Source organism: Pseudomonas nabeulensis (assembly GCF_004682045.1).
Classification (GTDB): Bacteria; Pseudomonadota; Gammaproteobacteria; order Pseudomonadales; family Pseudomonadaceae; genus Aquipseudomonas; species Aquipseudomonas nabeulensis.
Map to the genome: position 1 here is coordinate 1 of NZ_QUZT01000103.1, position 15,468 is coordinate 15,468.

Consider the following 15,468-nt stretch of genomic DNA (forward strand, 5'->3'; position numbering starts at 1 on the left):
CGGTGTTGCTCCTGTCCTGATTACTTCTTGGCAGCAATCATCGCCATAAACGCCGGCATCGCCGCGTCCCTGTCCGCCGCGACTTTTTGCGCGTTGGGCATGGCATGCAGTTTCTCCAGCAACGCCTTGGCCTGCGGCAACCCGTCCAACAAATCCAGCCCAAACAGCTTCTCCGTCACCCCGCAGGCGAGGTTCAGGCTGTACATGAAATACAGATCCGCCAGCGTAAAGCTCTCCCCCGCCACATAGGGTGCGAACTTGCCGTGGCGGCTCAACGAACCCACCCCCAACAACAACTCGGCCCTGGACTTTTCCTTGATTGCTTCTGGCACCGTCATGCCAAAAAACGCCTCGCCATAACAGGCGCGGGCCGGCAGCTCGATATACAGCTCAATTTCCCGGCACAGCGCCAGTACTTGGGCACGCTGGAACGGGTCGGCCGGGAGCAACGAAGGCCCTTCCTGGGTTTGCTCGAGGTATTCAAGGATCACGCTGGTTTCGTTGATAAAGCCCTGCTTCACCCCCAGCACCGGCACTTTGCCCCGTGGGCTGACCGCCAGGGCCTCCGGGGTTTGCCCGGCATAAAAGGGCACCTCTTCGAAAGGCAGGCCTTTCTCCAGCAGCGCCAGTTTCACCATGTTGTAGTAGTTGCTGACCGAAAATCCGTAGAGCTTGAGCATTGCGTCTGCCTCCAGGCCGGGTGTGGGGTTGGCTGCAAGCGTTATAGCTCCCCCGACGCCGCCCTGCCAGCAGCATCACCTGGCTGAATGGGGGTAGACTGGCGACCTTTCCTTGAGGAGCCTGCCATGAGCGAGCCGACTGACATCGACAACGACGAAGAAGAATTCACCGAAAGCACGCTGACCCAAGCGATCGAGAACCAGATCGAAAGCGACAACCCGCCTGCTGCCAAAGCCACCTTCAACAAACTCACGCTGGTCGGTTATGAACGTGAAGACATTCTGAATCTCATGGCTCATGTGCTGGCCGTGGAGATCGACAAGATGCTGGAAGAGGATCGCGCATTCGATACCGAATGGTATGAAACAGCCCTGCGCAAATTGCCCGAACTGCCGCCTGAAAATCAATAATCACCGCACGCAGCAACACGCTGGACAGTTCGGCAAAGTGCGTTCACCTTATGGCCTGCTAGCCTCTAATAAATTCTTAGAAAGTCTGGAGTCCTTATGTCGCTTACCCCTGAGTTGGTTGCCGAACTGGAAATCCTTGCACTCTTCAACCTGGATAGCACCCAGGAAGGCCTGAAAGTCCATCAGACAGCCTCCCCCACTGCCATCGCCGCTGCACAACGACTGTACGAGAAGGGACTGACCGACCAGAAAGACGGGGGCTATCTGACCCAACTAGGCCGGGACGCTGCAGAACAAACCAAAATCCTGCTGACTATCCTCACAACCGCGCCGACCAAAGAAGCCGCCTGACACCTGATCCCGCCCATGGAATCCGCCCACTGCGGATTCCGGGGGCGTTGCTCTGGGCTGCACAGAATTCTGGCGTCAAAAACCATTTCCCGCTAAACCTCCTACGCGACTGGCTGTAAACTCCAACACGGCCGCCCACGTCGGGCCCTGCGCGCCACCGAGTTCGACATGACCCGCACCCATGAAATCCGCCCAGACCTGGACGAAGGCATCGACCGCAAGGTGCTGGCCCAACTGCGTGCGCGTTTCCTGGCCCTCAATGCAGGCCGCATGGCCCGTGCCGTCGAAGGGCTGACACCGCGCCAGCAAAGCGTGCTGACCCTGCTGCCGCTGTTTTTCCACGTCAACCATCCGCTGTTGCCCGGCTATGTTTCCGGTAGCACACCGGCGGGCCTGTCGAACTTCGAACCCGACACCCAGGCCCTGACCGAAGCCCAGCGCCTGACCCGCTCGTTCTCTTACAAGCCACGCCGGGGCAACCCACCTACGCCAATCCACGGCCTGTTCCTGATGGGCAGCCTCGGCACCCTGGCCCAAGCCGATCAAAGCGACATGGACGTGTGGGTGTGCCACGCACCGGACCTGGACGAGAACGAACTGGCCGAATTGCGCAAGAAATGCCAGTTACTGGAAGCCTGGGCCCTGACCATGGGCGCCGAGGCACACTTCTTCCTGATTGAGCCGACGCGCTTTGTGCTCGGTGATCGCGACACCCAACTGAGTTCCGATGACTGCGGCACCACCCAACATTACCTGCTGCTGGATGAGTTCTACCGCACCGCAATTTGGCTTGCCGGGCGCACGCCGATCTGGTGGCTGGTGCCGGTGTATGAAGAAACCCGTTATGCCGCGTTCACCCACACGCTGATCTCCAAGCGCTTTATCCGTGCTGATGAAACCCTCGACCTGGGCCATCTGGCGCGCATTCCACCGGGTGAGTTCGTTGGCGCCGGGCTGTGGCAGCTGTTCAAGGGCATCGAGACGCCCTACAAATCGGTGCTCAAACTGCTGCTGACCGAGGTCTACGCCAGCGAACACCCCCACGTGCACTGCCTGAGCCTGCGCTTTAAACAGGCGGTGTTCGCCAACCAAATGGACCTGGATGAGCTGGACCCGTACATCGTCGTGTACCGCCGCATCGAGGAATACCTCAAGGCGCGCCACGAGCCGGAGCGCCTGGAACTGGTACGGCGTGCGCTGTACCTGAAGGTCAACCGCAAGCTCAGCGCCGGTCAGCGCAGCACCAGTTGGCAGCGCCTGCTGCTGGAGCGCCTGGCCCACGAATGGGGCTGGGATGCGCGTCAATTGGCGCTGCTGGACAGCCGCAGCCAGTGGAAAGTGCGGCAGGTAGCCTCCGAGCGCCGCACTCTGGTCAGCGAGCTGAACTACAGCTATCGCTTCCTGACCCAGTTCGCCCGCACCGAACAGACCGTCAGCCTGATCAACAAACGCGACCTCAATGTGCTCGGCCGACGCCTGTATGCCGCGTTTGAGCGCAAGGCCGGCAAGGTCGAGTTCATCAACCCCGGCATCGCCCCGGACCTGGCCGAAGACACCCTGACGCTGGTGCAAACGCCCAACCGCAAGGAACCCGGCCAGCACTACTGGGGTTTGTACAACGGCAACCTGACCGCCCAGGAATCGGAACATTTCGCTCCGATCAAGCGCAGCCGCGACCTGCTGGAAATGCTCACCTGGTGCCATCGCAACGGCGTGATCGACAGCAGTACACGCCTGGCCCTGCACCCGGGCGTCAGCGATATGACCGAATTCGAGCTGTTCAACCTGCTGGGCAGCCTGCAACAGACCATCACCCTGCCCCTGGCCAGTGTCGATGAAGAGCGCCTGCTGCGTTCCGCCGTGCCCGAGGAAGTGCTGCTGCTGATCAACGTCGGCGTCGACCCGCTCAAGCATCACCGCGACCTGAACATCCTGATGACCACCGAGCGCACCGACTCCCTGAGTTACGCCGGTGTACGCGACAACCTGGTGCTGACCCTCGACCAAGTCACCCTCAACAGCTGGAACGAGGTGATGGTCAGCCGCTATGACGGCCCCCACGCCCTGCTCGACTGCCTGCGCGACTACCTCAACCAACTACCGCCGAATCACTTGCCGCGCCTGCGGGTGCGCTGTTTCTGTCACAACCGTGCGCAGTTCATTGCCCAGCGCGTCGAGGAAATATTCGACACCGCGCAGAACCTGTTGCTGGGCCAGTCCAACCACCGTTACCTGCTGCAAGTGCAGCAGCACTATCACGTGATGGAATTGATCCCCGGCCAGGCGACCCATGTGCCCTTGCCGACCCAGGACGCGCTGGTGGCCTATCTCAGCGAAGAACTGGCCAGCTACAGCCCGCTGCACCTGGATGCCATGGCCCTGGAAGACCACGATCTGGCCCTCCTGCTGCCCATGGGCATGCCGGATTGCGTGCAGGTGTTCTACCGGGTCAATGAAGACGTCGCCGAGTTGTATGTGCTGGATGAGTTCAACGCGCTGTGGCAACAGCGCCTGCCGTTTCATGATGAGCCGAGCTTGCTTGCGCCCTTGCAGCGCTTCTTGCAGTCGATCATCTATCGCCGGGACGCGTTGTCGCCGCTGGACCAGCAAGAACCGTCGGGCGCGGTGCAAACTTTGTATTACCAACTATTGCCATCAGGCAGCGCACGCGCGCGCGGCATCGAGCCTCGGCCAGCGCCGCAAAACCCGACGAACAAGCCGTACTACGACGTGCAGGCGATCATCGGCAAGGCCGCACCGGGTCAGGTGGGCATCACCTTGTACTGCAATCAGCGGGAGTTTTGCGAACTGGAATTCGGCGACCAGCTGTTTGCCGTGGTCGCCCGGGAAATCGTCGGGCAGCGCCGAGAGACCGAACGCTACCGCTGCTACATCACCGACCTGGACCTGTCGGGGCTGCTCGGCGATGTGCAAAGCCCGAGCAACCTGTATCTGCGCTACAAGGCCGAGCTGGAGCTGTCGCTCAACGAGGCGCTGAGCCAGATTTAAAGAGGGAAGGCACCGCCGTCTTTAGGCTGGCCTTCAACGCTGAGCAGTTCCAGCTTGAGCGTCTTACCGCCGGGTGCCGGCCAATCGATGTGCTGGCCCACTTGCAGGCCGAGCAACGCGCTGCCGACCGGCGCCAGGATCGAGATTTTGCCTTCGTCGGCATTCGCGTGCTTGGGGTAGACCAGGGTCAGGTGGTAATCCTTGCCACTGCCTTGTTCGCGGCAATGCACGCTGGAGTTCATGGTCACGACACCCGCAGGCACTTCATCGTGGCCAACCACGTCTTCGGCGCGGTCGAGTTCGGCTTGCAACGCTTCGACACCGGGAGACTCGTCGCCCAGGCGGTCGATCAGTTGCTCCAGACGCTGCACGTCAAGGCGGGTGAGGATGATGGACGGTGCGGTGGTCATGATTCAGGCAGACTCCTTTTTTCTGCACAAAAAAGCAAAACCCCGCCAGAAAAAGGCGGGGTTCTCACAGGCCTCGATCAGTTGAGGCGTAGCCGGACACTACCACAGCGTCACAAATAAACAAGACGGCCTCAGGCGCGAGCCCGGCGCTGCTCGGCCTGGGCGCAGATCACCCGACGCCGCGCATCGTCGGCAGAGCGCCATTCGCGGATGTCTTCCACGTGGCGGAAGCAACCGAGACAGACTTTCTGCTCGTCCAGGCGACACAAACTGATACAAGGTGACGGCACCGCCGGGCTCACATTACTGAACAGCGGCTTGGGCGGGCGTACAGGTGCAGGCTGGGTCACGGTCAGATCTCGTCCTGCCCCAACTCATCAAAGTCCAGCTGTTCGCCGGTATATTCCTCGACCAGCCGCGCGAGCATCTCACCCAACAGTTCTTCACTCTTGTCGCACTGCCACTTGCCGCTTTCTTCGTCGTAGTCGAAGTGCACGCCACCGGAACGCGCTGCCAGCCATAGCTGACGCAGCGGCTCCTGGCGACTGAAGATCAACTGCTGGCCGCTTTCGAACTTGACGGTCAACACGCCGGCCGAGTTTTCCAGGTCCACGTCCAGGCCACTGTCGTCGAAAATATCTTCCAGCGCCTGCTGGGTCGTATCCACCAGGTCGTGAAAACGGGCTTCGGTCAAACTCATTGTGGCAACCTCAAAAGTGTCTGGTTTTGCTCAAGCGCCGCACGATACGGGCGAGCCCCGCCGATTGCAAAGGATACCGATCCCATCACGATTGGCGGTACGAAATATGCCCAGCCAGCGTAGTCCGCTTCCAGGCCGTATCGGCAAACCCCCGCCGGACGGGTATTTCAGCGCATAGGCAAGCTGGCGGGTGGTCGGTATACTCGGGCGCAATTAATGCATATTCAAGGATTTCGCCATGAAGCGCCTGATCTCTTCCCTTGCTGCGCTCGTCGCGGTCGCCTGCCTCGTTAGTGCCTGTGGTCAAAAAGGCCCGCTGTACCTGCCCGATGACAGCAAAGACCCGAATGAACAAGCGCAATCGTCGCAAAAACCAGCCAAAGCGCATAAGCACGACACCTACGAATAAGGGAACTTCATGGACGCTTTTAACTACCGGGACGGCGAGCTGTTCGCGGAAGGCGTGGCGTTGTCCGCGATTGCCCAGCGCTTTGGCACCCCGACCTACGTCTATTCCCGCGCGCATATCGAAGCCCAATACCGCAGCTATGCGGATGCGCTGGAAGGCACGCCGAGCCTGGTGTGCTACGCGGTCAAGGCCAACTCCAACCTGGCGGTACTGAATGTCCTGGCGCGTCTTGGCGCTGGTTTCGACATCGTGTCCCGTGGTGAGCTGGAACGGGTCCTGGCAGCCGGCGGCAAGGCCGACAAAATCGTCTTCTCCGGCGTCGGCAAAAGCCGCGAAGACATGCGCCGCGCCCTGGAAGTTGGCGTGCATTGCTTCAACGTCGAATCCACCGATGAACTGGAGCGCCTGCAGGTCGTGGCCGCCGAGATGGGCGTTCGCGCGCCGATCTCCCTACGCGTCAACCCGGACGTCGATGCTGGCACCCATCCGTACATTTCCACCGGTCTCAAAGAGAACAAGTTCGGCATCGCCATCGCCGACGCCGAGGACGTGTACATCCGCGCCGCCCAACTGCCGAACCTGGAAGTGCTGGGTGTCGACTGCCACATCGGCTCGCAACTGACCAGTCTGCCTCCTTTCCTCGATGCCCTCGACCGCCTGCTGGCGCTGATCGATCGCCTTGGCGAGTGCGGTATCTACCTGCACCACATCGACCTCGGTGGTGGCGTGGGCGTGCGTTATCGCGATGAGGAGCCGCCGCTGGTGGCCGACTACATCAAGGCCGTGCGCGAGCGTATCGAAGGCCGCGACCTGGCGCTGATGTTCGAGCCGGGCCGCTACATCGTCGCCAACGCCGGCGTGCTGCTGACCCAGGTCGAGTACCTCAAGCACACCGAGCACAAGGATTTCGCCATCGTCGACGCGGCGATGAACGACCTGATCCGCCCGGCGCTGTACCAGGCCTGGATGAATGTCACCGCGGTGACGCCTCGCCACAGCGAAGCCCGCGCCTATGACATCGTCGGCCCGATCTGCGAGACCGGCGACTTCCTGGCCAAGGATCGTCAGCTGGCCCTGGAAGAAGGCGACCTGCTGGCCGTGCATTCGGCCGGTGCCTACGGGTTTGTCATGAGCTCCAACTACAACACCCGCGGGCGTACCGCCGAGGTGCTGGTGGACGGTGATCAAGCGTTCGAAGTGCGTCGCCGCGAGACGGTAGCCGAGTTGTATGCTGGCGAAAGCCTGCTGCCGGAGTAAGCCATGCTTTTGCGTTTTACCAAGATGCACGGGCTCGGCAATGACTTCATGGTCCTGGACCTGGTCAGCCAGCACGCGCACATCCTGCCCAAACACGCCAAACAGTGGGGCGACCGGCATACCGGCATTGGTTTCGACCAACTGCTGATCGTCGAAGCGCCGAGCAACCCGGAGGTGGATTTCCGTTATCGGATCTTCAACGCCGATGGTTCCGAAGTGGAACAGTGCGGCAACGGTGCGCGCTGCTTTGCCCGCTTCGTGCTGGACAAACGCCTGACCGCAAAGCGCCAGATCCGCGTCGAGACCAAGAGCGGCGTGATCGAGCTGGATATCCGCAACGACGGCCAGATCAGCGTCAACATGGGCGCGCCACGCCTGGTGCCGGCGGACATTCCGTTCCAGGCCACCGAGCAGGCCACCAGCTACGCGGTCGATGTCGATGGCAAGGTCGTCGACCTGGCTGCCGTGTCCATGGGCAACCCCCATGCCGTGCTGCGGGTCACCGACATCAACAACGCGCCCGTGCATGAATTGGGGCCGAAGATCGAACACCACCCGCGCTTTCCGGCACGGGTCAACGTGGGCTTCCTGCAGGTGATCGACCGTAACCGCGCGCAATTGCGCGTATGGGAACGCGGCGCCGGCGAAACCCAGGCCTGTGGCACCGGTGCTTGCGCCGCTGCCGTGGCCGCGATCAGCCAGGGGTGGATGGATTCGCCGCTGTTGATCGACCTGCCCGGCGGACGCTTGTCCATCGAATGGGCAGGCCCTGGCCACCCGGTGATGATGACCGGGCCGGCCTCGCGTGTATACGAAGGACAGGTCCGTCTATGAGTGAGCCAAACCAATGACCGATAAGCCTCAAGTACCCGCACCCGCAACCCCGAGCGAAAGCCTGGAGGCCGCAGCTGTCGCGGCGTACCTTGAGGCTAACCCGGACTTCTTCGTCGACCACGAAGAACTGTTGCCCGCCCTGCGCATCCCCCACCAGCGTGGCGACACCGTGTCGCTGGTGGAGCGGCAGATGAAGATCCTGCGCGAGCGCAATATCGAGATGCGCCACAAGCTCTCGCACTTGATGGACGTAGCCCGCGACAACGACCGCCTGTTCGAGAAGACCCGTCGCCTGATCCTTGCACTGCTCGACGCCAGCAGCCTGGAAGAAACCGTGATCGCGGTGGAAGACAGCCTGCGCCAGGATTTCCAGGTGCCCTTTGTCAGCCTGATCCTGTTCAGCGACAACCCGATGCCGGTGGGGCGCTGGGTCAGTGGCGCCGACGCACAGACTGCCATCGGCGGCCTGTTGTCCGAAGGCAAGACCATCAGCGGCACCCTGCGCGAACATGAGCTGGACTTCCTGTTCGGCGCCGAACAGCGCAAGCAGATCGGCTCCACCGCCGTGGTCGCCCTCAGCCATCAAGGCCTGCACGGCGTGTTGGCCATTGCCAGCCGTGATCCTGCGCACTACAAAAGCTCGGTCGGCACCTTGTTCCTGACCTATATCGCCGAAGTGCTGAGCCGCGTCCTGCCGCGCTTCACCACCGCCCTGCGCGCGGTGCGCTAGCCATGGAACGGCAACTGGACGCTTATTGCGCTCACCTGCGCAACGAGCGCCAGGTGTCGCCCCACACCCTGGAAGCCTACCGGCGCGACCTGAACAAGGTGCTGGCGTACTGCGAGAAACAACAGATCAGCAGCTGGAAGGCCCTGGATATCCAGAGCCTGCGCAGCCTGATCGCGCGCCTGCACCAGGCCGGCCAGTCCTCGCGCAGCCTGTCGCGACTGCTGTCGGCGGTGCGCGGCCTCTATCACTATTTGAACCGTGAAGGCCTGTGCGATCACGACCCGGCCAACGGCCTGTCGCCGCCCAAGGGCGAGCGGCGCCTGCCCAAGACCCTGGACACCGACCGCGCCCTGCAACTGCTGGATGGTGCGGTCGAGGATGACTTCCTGGCCCATCGCGACCAGGCGATTCTTGAGCTGTTCTATTCCTCGGGCCTGCGACTGTCGGAGCTGACCGGCTTGAACCTGGACCAATTGGACCTCGCGGACGGCCTGGTGCAAGTGCTCGGCAAAGGCAGCAAGACCCGGGTCCTGCCAGTGGGCCGCAAAGCGCGTGAAGCCTTGCAGTTGTGGCTACCCTTGCGCGCATTGGCCAACCCGGCAGACGACGCGGTCTTTATCAGCCAACAAGGCCGGCGTCTGGGCCCACGGGCCATCCAGGTTCGGGTCAAGGCCGCCGGCGAGCGCGAACTGGGACAGAACCTGCACCCGCACATGCTGCGGCACTCCTTCGCCAGCCATATGCTGGAGTCATCCCAGGACCTTCGCGCCGTGCAAGAACTGCTCGGCCATTCCGACATCAAGACCACGCAGATCTACACCCATCTGGACTTCCAACACCTGGCAACGGTGTACGACAGCGCCCATCCACGGGCCAAACGCATCAAGGGCGGCGACTCATGAGTATCAAGCTGATCACCTTCGACCTGGACGACACCCTCTGGGATAACGTACCCGTCATCATCAGCGCCGAAGCGTCGATGCGCGAATGGCTGGCGCTGCATGCGTCCAAAGTGGGCGACCTACCGCTGGAACACTTTGCCAGCCTGCGCCAGCGGGTGCTGGAACAGCATCCCGAGCTGAAACACCGCATCAGCATCCTGCGTCATCGCGTGCTGACGTACGCGTTCGAAGAAGCGGGTTATCCACAGCCCGAAGCCACGGAAATGGCGGATGTGTGCTTCGAGGCGTTCATTCATGCACGCCATCAGCTCACGCCGTTTCCCGAAGCCGAACCGATGCTTAAGGCACTGCGCCAACACTTCCTGCTGGGGGTGATCACCAACGGCAATGCCGATGTACAGCGGGTTGGCCTGGCGGATTACTTTCACTTTGCGTTGCGTGCCGAAGATATTGGTATCGCCAAGCCGGATGCGCGATTGTTTCAAGAAGCGTTGCAGCGTGGTGGAGTGGATGCCAGTGCGGCGGTGCATATTGGTGATCATCCGGGGGATGACATTGCCGGTGCGCAGCAGGCGGGGCTTCGGGCGGTGTGGTTTAACCCGCAGGGCAAGGTGTGGGAAGGGGATAAGCGTCCGGATGCAGAGATTCGCAATTTGGTCGAACTGCCCGAGTTACTCCGCAATTGGCAATAACACAATCGCGACAGCACTGAGGATCAAAATGTGGGAGGGGGCTTGCCCCCGATTGCAGTGGGTCAGCCAACACATTCATCAGCTGACACACCGCCATCGGGGGCAAGCCCCCTCCCACATTTGGACCAACATCAGCTCAACTAAATCATTGGGCATGAAAAAGCCCGCAGCGACGGCGGGCTTTTTCTTACAAGCAGGTGACGACCTCAGATAGGTCGGCTGCCGTACTTGTTATCCGGCTTCTTCGGTGGGTCTGCCACCACGTTGGCCTCGACTTCCTGCACTTTGCCGCCTTTGGCGAGGAATTCTTCCATCGCACGGGCCAGGGCATCGCGCTCTTTGTTCTTGGCTTCAACACTCGGCAATTCGTCTACCGAAACAGCGGCCTTGGCTTTGCCTTTGGCCTTGGGGGCTGCATCATCGCCACCACTGTCATCGGCATCGTCAGCACCGTCATCGGCGGCTGCCGCGTCCAGACCTTCATCGGTCTCGTCGTCATCACCTACTTCGAGTTCGTCGTTTTCCAGATCATCGTCGCTCATGTTCTACCTCATGACTTGCGAAAAGCAGATTAGTTATAGCCCAGCTTCGCCAACTGTCGAAGGCCGCTGGAAAAAAATCAACGTCCACTGGATGACCAGTGGCTTATGCCCCATCACCGTGCAAGGTGGCGAGGACTTTACGAGCACCATGACCCCGGAGCTCGCCCAGATAAATACAGTTCTGCGCCCATCGGCGCGCATTCTAGCGCGCTCTGGGAAAAAACAAAGTGTCGAATACGCCTACATGCCTGTAAGACATTCGCATGCTGAAAAGTGCCACGTGCGCCCCATCACAAACGCTGCACAAAAACCGGTTCAGCATTTTGAAACTGACAAACAACAGACAAAAAAATGCCCGGCAAGCCGGGCATTTTTTTTTCGCGTACTTACAAGTTGTAGCCGCGTTCGTTGTGTTGCGCCAGGTCGAGGCCAACCGCTTCCTCTTCCTCGGTAACCCGCAGACCCATGACCGCATCCAGAACCTTAAGGATGATGAAGGTCACAATGGCCGTGTAGATCACAGTGAAGCCAACACCTTTGGCCTGGATCCAGACCTGTGCCGCCACGTCAGTCACGGTGCCGAAGCCGCCCAGTGCAGGGGCTGCGAACACACCGGTGAGAATCGCACCGACGATACCGCCGATACCGTGCACGCCGAAGGCATCGAGAGAGTCGTCATAGCCCAGCTTGCGCTTGAGGCTGGTGGCGCAGAAGAAGCAGATCACACCGGCGACCAGGCCGATCACCAGGGCGCCCATCGGGCCCACGGTGCCAGCGGCTGGCGTGATGGCAACCAGGCCAGCAACCACACCCGAGGCAATGCCCAGTGCGCTTGGCTTACCGTGGGTGATCCACTCGGCGAACATCCAGCCCAGGGCCGCAGCAGCGGTTGCAATCTGAGTCACCAGCATCGCCATGCCGGCAGTGCCATTGGCAGCGGCAGCGGAGCCGGCGTTGAAGCCGAACCAGCCGATCCACAGCATCGCCGCGCCGATCAGGGTGTAACCCAGGTTGTGCGGTGCCATTGGGGTGGTCGGGTAGCCTTTACGCTTGCCGAGCACGATGCACGCCACCAGGCCAGCCACACCGGCGTTGATGTGCACCACGGTGCCGCCGGCAAAGTCCAGTACGCCCCAGTCGCCCATCAGCGAGCCCGGACCGCCCCACACCATGTGGGCAATCGGCGCGTAGACCAGAGTGAACCAGACGCCCATGAAGATCAGCATCGCGGAGAACTTCATGCGCTCAGCGAACGCACCAACGATCAGCGCTGGGGTGATGATGGCGAAGGTCATCTGGAAGGTAACGAACACCGCCTCAGGGAACAACGCCGCAGGGCCTGTGATGCTCTCTGGGGTCACACCCGACAGGAACAGTTTGGACAAGCCGCCCACGAACGAATTGAAGTTGACGACGCCAGCTTCCATCCCGGTAGCGTCGAACGCCATGCTGTAGCCGTAGACGAACCACAGGATGGTGATCAGACCGGTGATGGCGAAGCACTGCATCATCACGGAAAGAATATTTTTGGAGCGCACCATGCCGCCGTAGAACAGCGCAAGGCCTGGAATGGTCATGAACAGCACCAGCGCAGTCGCGGTGAGCATCCACGCGGTGTCGCCGGAATTGAGGACTGGAGCAGCCACTTCGTCTGCCGCCATGGCCAGGCTTGGCATTACGATGGACAACAGGGCTCCTAGCCCTGCGAATTTACGCAGAGTCATATTGTTTTCTCCTGGGGCGTTGGGGTTTGGCGGCTTAGATTGCGTCGGTATCGGTTTCGCCGGTACGGATGCGAATAGCCTGTTCCAGATTGACCACGAAGATCTTGCCGTCACCGATCTTGCCGGTGTTGGCGGCCTTGGTTATCGCTTCGATAACCCGGTCAAGATCCTTGTCGTCAATGGCGACATCAATCTTCACCTTCGGCAAGAAATCGACCACGTATTCCGCGCCACGATACAGCTCGGTGTGACCCTTCTGCCGACCGAAGCCTTTGACCTCAGTAACGGTAATGCCCTGCACGCCGATCTCGGACAACGACTCGCGCACATCGTCCAACTTGAACGGCTTGATGATGGCAGTGACTAGCTTCATGAAAACTCTCTCCCGAATTGGTGGACTTGCCCCAGGAAAACAAACCCGTCTCAAGTCTAAGCGCAGTGCCTGGCTTTGTAACGCGTCGTCGCAAAGGCAATTGCCGTTGTGACGCCAGCGAACCACTGGTGACGAAACCTGTACCCCTGATCCGTCGGCGCACTGCATTCGTCACAGCGACTGCATCAGTGCATGGGTCATGATCGTCTAAGCAGAAACCTTGCCAGCTCCGTAAAAATCACTGAAATCAATCCTTTGCCCACCTATGTCCACCTGCGGGGCTGTTTCGCGGCGCGAATGCGCACAAAAACAGTGCGCCGCCGCCCAGCCCCTTGCGCGAAAAGCGTGCGCCCCACGCCGTGAAAAAGACTATAGACGCTGCGTGATACACTGCCGGCCAACAGTTTTCCGGAATATTTCCCATGCTCGCGCCCAAAGACCTCCTCGACGCCCTGAGCGGCCACGCCTCTCGCCTGTTCAGCGGCGACACCCCGCTGCCCCGCAATGAAATCGAAAGCCAGTTCAAGGCGTTGCTGCAAAGTGGCTTCAGCAAGCTCGACCTGGTGAGCCGGGAAGAATTCGATAGCCAAATGGTAGTGCTGGCCCGCACGCGTGCGCGGTTGGAGAGCCTGGAAGCCAAGGTCGCGGAACTGGAAGCCAAGCTCACGCCGCCAACTGAATAGCCGCGGTCCATGTGGGAGGGAGCTTGCTCCCGATGAGGGAGTGTCAGTTGATACATCTGCCACTGAAACACTGCAATCGGGAGCAAGCCCCCTCCCACATTGAACCTTATTGCCACACTCACTCCGCGTCGGTCTGTGGATACGTTCTGTAAAACCTCTACGCCGCGCTTTTCCCCGCCTCGCCTACCCTTGAAAAACGCCCCTTTCAAGGAACCCGCATGTCCCTCGCCATCGTCCACAGCCGCGCCCAGGTCGGCGTCGAAGCCCCTGCCGTCACCGTCGAAGTGCACATGGCCAATGGTCTGCCGTCCCTCACTCTCGTGGGCTTGCCGGAAACAGCAGTCAAGGAAAGCAAGGACCGCGTACGCAGCGCCATTCTCAACTCCGCCCTGCAATACCCTGCCCGGCGCATCACCCTGAATCTCGCGCCCGCCGACTTGCCCAAGGACGGCGGGCGTTTTGATTTGGCGATTGCCCTGGGAATTCTGGCCGCCAGCGTGCAGGTGCCTGCGCTGATGCTCGATGACGTGGAATGCCTGGGCGAACTGGCGCTGTCCGGCGAGGTGCGTGCGGTGAAGGGTGTGTTGCCGGCGGCACTGGCAGCGCGCAAGGCCGGGCGCACCGTGATAGTGCCCAGTGCGAATGCCGAGGAGGCATGCCTGGCATCGGGGTTGAAGGTGATTGCGGTGGATCACTTGCTGCAAGTGGTGGCGCACCTGAATGGGCATCAACCCATTGAGCCTTACAGGTCCGACGGCTTGCTGTACTTGAACAAGCCTTACCCGGATCTAAGCGAAGTCCAGGGCCAGCTCGCCGCCAAGCGCGCCCTGCTGATTGCGGCAGCGGGCGCGCATAATTTGCTGTTCAGCGGGCCTCCGGGAACAGGCAAGACGTTACTCGCCAGCCGCCTCCCCGGCCTGCTGCCGCCGCTGAGTGAGCAGGAAGCGCTGGAGGTGGCGGCGATTCAATCGGTGGTCAGCCTGGCGCCTCTGAGCCACTGGCCACACCGGCCGTTTCGTCAGCCGCACCATTCGGCGTCAGGGCCTGCATTGGTGGGCGGCGGGTCGAAGCCGCAACCGGGGGAAATCACCCTGGCCCATCACGGGGTGTTGTTCCTGGATGAGTTGCCCGAGTTTGATCGCAAGGTACTGGAGGTGCTGCGCGAGCCGCTGGAGTCGGGCCATATCGTGATTTCCCGCGCCCGCGACCGGGTGAGTTTCCCGGCACGCTTTCAGCTGGTCGCCGCAATGAACCCCTGCCCGTGCGGGTACATGGGCGAACCCAGTGGGCGATGTCGCTGTACACCGGAGCAGATCCAGCGCTACCGCAACAAACTGTCCGGGCCGTTGCTGGATCGGATCGACCTGCACCTGACGGTTGCGCGGGAAAGCACCGCGCTGAATCCCACACCGCAGTCCGGCGACGATACGGCGAGCGCGTCGAAGCAAGTCGCCGATGCCCGTGAACGGCAGCAACGGCGCCAGGGCTGCGCCAATGCGTTCCTGGATCTGCCGGGGTTACGCCAGCACTGCCAGCTGTCAAAGGTCGACGAAGGCTGGTTGGAGGCCGCCTGCGAGCGGCTGACGCTTTCGCTGCGGGCGGCTCACAGGTTGTTGAAAGTGGCGCGCACCTTGGCAGACCTGGAACAAGCAGACGCCATCGCTCGCCATCACCTGCAAGAGGCCCTGCAATATCGTCCGGCTGCGATCACTTAAGCCTGGTGGTGATTCCAATGTGGGAGGGGGCTTGCCCTAATGCCAG

The 15,468-nt window shown here is 61.2% G+C and carries 18 protein-coding genes and 1 pseudogene; 11 read left to right on the plus strand and 8 right to left on the minus strand.

Going from position 1 to position 15,468, the window contains the following annotated elements:
- Positions 1-20: 20 nt before the first annotated feature.
- Entirely contained in the window at positions 21-680 is a 660-nt protein-coding gene (locus tag DYL61_RS29755; protein ID WP_135311343.1) for a glutathione S-transferase family protein, read from the minus strand.
- Positions 681-806: 126 nt separating this feature from the next.
- Here DYL61_RS29755 and DYL61_RS29760 point away from each other — a divergent pair, with 126 nt between their 5' ends.
- From DYL61_RS29760 to DYL61_RS29770, 3 genes are all read left to right on the plus strand, one after another.
- Entirely contained in the window at positions 807-1,091 is a 285-nt protein-coding gene (locus DYL61_RS29760; protein ID WP_135311344.1) for a hypothetical protein, read from the plus strand.
- A gap of 96 nt (positions 1,092-1,187) precedes the next feature.
- Positions 1,188-1,442, plus strand: coding sequence for a TIGR02647 family protein (locus tag DYL61_RS29765; protein ID WP_135311345.1), 255 nt, complete (start codon positions 1,188-1,190; stop codon positions 1,440-1,442).
- Between the two features lie 168 nt (positions 1,443-1,610).
- Positions 1,611-4,451 carry a class I adenylate cyclase gene (locus DYL61_RS29770; protein ID WP_135311346.1) on the plus strand — a complete coding sequence of 947 codons (2,841 nt, stop codon included), beginning with the start codon at positions 1,611-1,613 and terminating at the stop codon, positions 4,449-4,451.
- Here DYL61_RS29770 and rnk read toward each other — a convergent pair.
- The 3 genes from rnk to cyaY all read right to left on the minus strand — a co-directional run bounded on the left by rnk (position 4,448) and on the right by cyaY (position 5,561).
- On the minus strand, positions 4,448-4,861 hold the full coding sequence (rnk, locus tag DYL61_RS29775; RefSeq protein ID WP_135311347.1) for a nucleoside diphosphate kinase regulator: 414 nt from the start codon (positions 4,859-4,861) through the stop codon (positions 4,448-4,450). The two genes, DYL61_RS29770 and rnk, sit on opposite strands and share 4 nt — an antisense overlap.
- A 131-nt stretch (positions 4,862-4,992) precedes the next feature.
- Positions 4,993-5,211, minus strand: coding sequence for a DUF1289 domain-containing protein (locus DYL61_RS29780; RefSeq protein WP_105695997.1), 219 nt, complete (start codon positions 5,209-5,211; stop codon positions 4,993-4,995).
- A gap of 2 nt (positions 5,212-5,213) precedes the next feature.
- Positions 5,214-5,561, minus strand: a complete 348-nt coding sequence (gene cyaY / locus DYL61_RS29785; RefSeq protein WP_135311348.1) for an iron donor protein CyaY — start codon at positions 5,559-5,561, stop codon at positions 5,214-5,216.
- Between the two features lie 238 nt (positions 5,562-5,799).
- Between cyaY and lptM the strand changes: the two genes are divergently transcribed.
- The 6 genes from lptM to DYL61_RS29815 are packed head-to-tail and all read left to right on the plus strand — an operon-like array spanning position 5,800 to position 10,385.
- The gene (gene lptM, locus DYL61_RS29790; RefSeq protein WP_034110232.1) at positions 5,800-5,970 is read left to right on the plus strand and encodes an LPS translocon maturation chaperone LptM; all 171 of its coding nucleotides are present in this window, start codon (positions 5,800-5,802) and stop codon (positions 5,968-5,970) included.
- A gap of 9 nt (positions 5,971-5,979) precedes the next feature.
- The gene (gene lysA, locus DYL61_RS29795) at positions 5,980-7,227 is read left to right on the plus strand and encodes a diaminopimelate decarboxylase (protein ID WP_135311349.1); all 1,248 of its coding nucleotides are present in this window, start codon (positions 5,980-5,982) and stop codon (positions 7,225-7,227) included.
- 3 nt (positions 7,228-7,230) lie between these two features.
- Positions 7,231-8,061, plus strand: coding sequence for a diaminopimelate epimerase (gene dapF, locus DYL61_RS29800; protein ID WP_105695994.1), 831 nt, complete (start codon positions 7,231-7,233; stop codon positions 8,059-8,061).
- Positions 8,062-8,074: 13 nt separating this feature from the next.
- Positions 8,075-8,791: a DUF484 family protein gene (locus DYL61_RS29805; RefSeq protein WP_105695993.1), complete on the plus strand. Its 717-nt coding sequence runs from the start codon at positions 8,075-8,077 to the stop codon at positions 8,789-8,791.
- Positions 8,792-8,793: 2 nt separating this feature from the next.
- Positions 8,794-9,693 carry a tyrosine recombinase XerC gene (xerC, locus tag DYL61_RS29810; protein WP_105695992.1) on the plus strand — a complete coding sequence of 300 codons (900 nt, stop codon included), beginning with the start codon at positions 8,794-8,796 and terminating at the stop codon, positions 9,691-9,693.
- Positions 9,690-10,385 carry an HAD family hydrolase gene (locus DYL61_RS29815; protein ID WP_135311350.1) on the plus strand — a complete coding sequence of 232 codons (696 nt, stop codon included), beginning with the start codon at positions 9,690-9,692 and terminating at the stop codon, positions 10,383-10,385. The genes xerC and DYL61_RS29815 overlap by 4 nt, the downstream gene beginning before the upstream one ends.
- Before the next feature lie 206 nt (positions 10,386-10,591).
- On the opposite strand, the gene sutA is transcribed toward DYL61_RS29815, so the two are convergent.
- From sutA to glnK, 4 genes and pseudogenes are all read right to left on the minus strand, one after another.
- The gene (sutA, locus tag DYL61_RS29820) at positions 10,592-10,927 is read right to left on the minus strand and encodes a transcriptional regulator SutA (protein ID WP_135311351.1); all 336 of its coding nucleotides are present in this window, start codon (positions 10,925-10,927) and stop codon (positions 10,592-10,594) included.
- Between the two features lie 103 nt (positions 10,928-11,030).
- Positions 11,031-11,102, minus strand: a pseudogene (locus DYL61_RS31785) (secondary thiamine-phosphate synthase enzyme YjbQ); the annotation flags it as partial.
- A gap of 211 nt (positions 11,103-11,313) precedes the next feature.
- Positions 11,314-12,651: an ammonium transporter gene (locus tag DYL61_RS29830; RefSeq protein ID WP_135311352.1), complete on the minus strand. Its 1,338-nt coding sequence runs from the start codon at positions 12,649-12,651 to the stop codon at positions 11,314-11,316.
- Between the two features lie 34 nt (positions 12,652-12,685).
- Complete coding sequence (glnK, locus tag DYL61_RS29835) at positions 12,686-13,024, minus strand: P-II family nitrogen regulator (protein WP_002555808.1); 339 nt, start codon at positions 13,022-13,024, stop codon at positions 12,686-12,688.
- Between the two features lie 422 nt (positions 13,025-13,446).
- Between glnK and DYL61_RS29840 the strand changes: the two genes are divergently transcribed.
- Complete coding sequence (locus tag DYL61_RS29840; protein ID WP_135311353.1) at positions 13,447-13,707, plus strand: accessory factor UbiK family protein; 261 nt, start codon at positions 13,447-13,449, stop codon at positions 13,705-13,707.
- 218 nt (positions 13,708-13,925) lie between these two features.
- Positions 13,926-15,422, plus strand: coding sequence for a YifB family Mg chelatase-like AAA ATPase (locus DYL61_RS29845; protein WP_135311354.1), 1,497 nt, complete (start codon positions 13,926-13,928; stop codon positions 15,420-15,422).
- Positions 15,423-15,468: the final 46 nt, after the last annotated feature.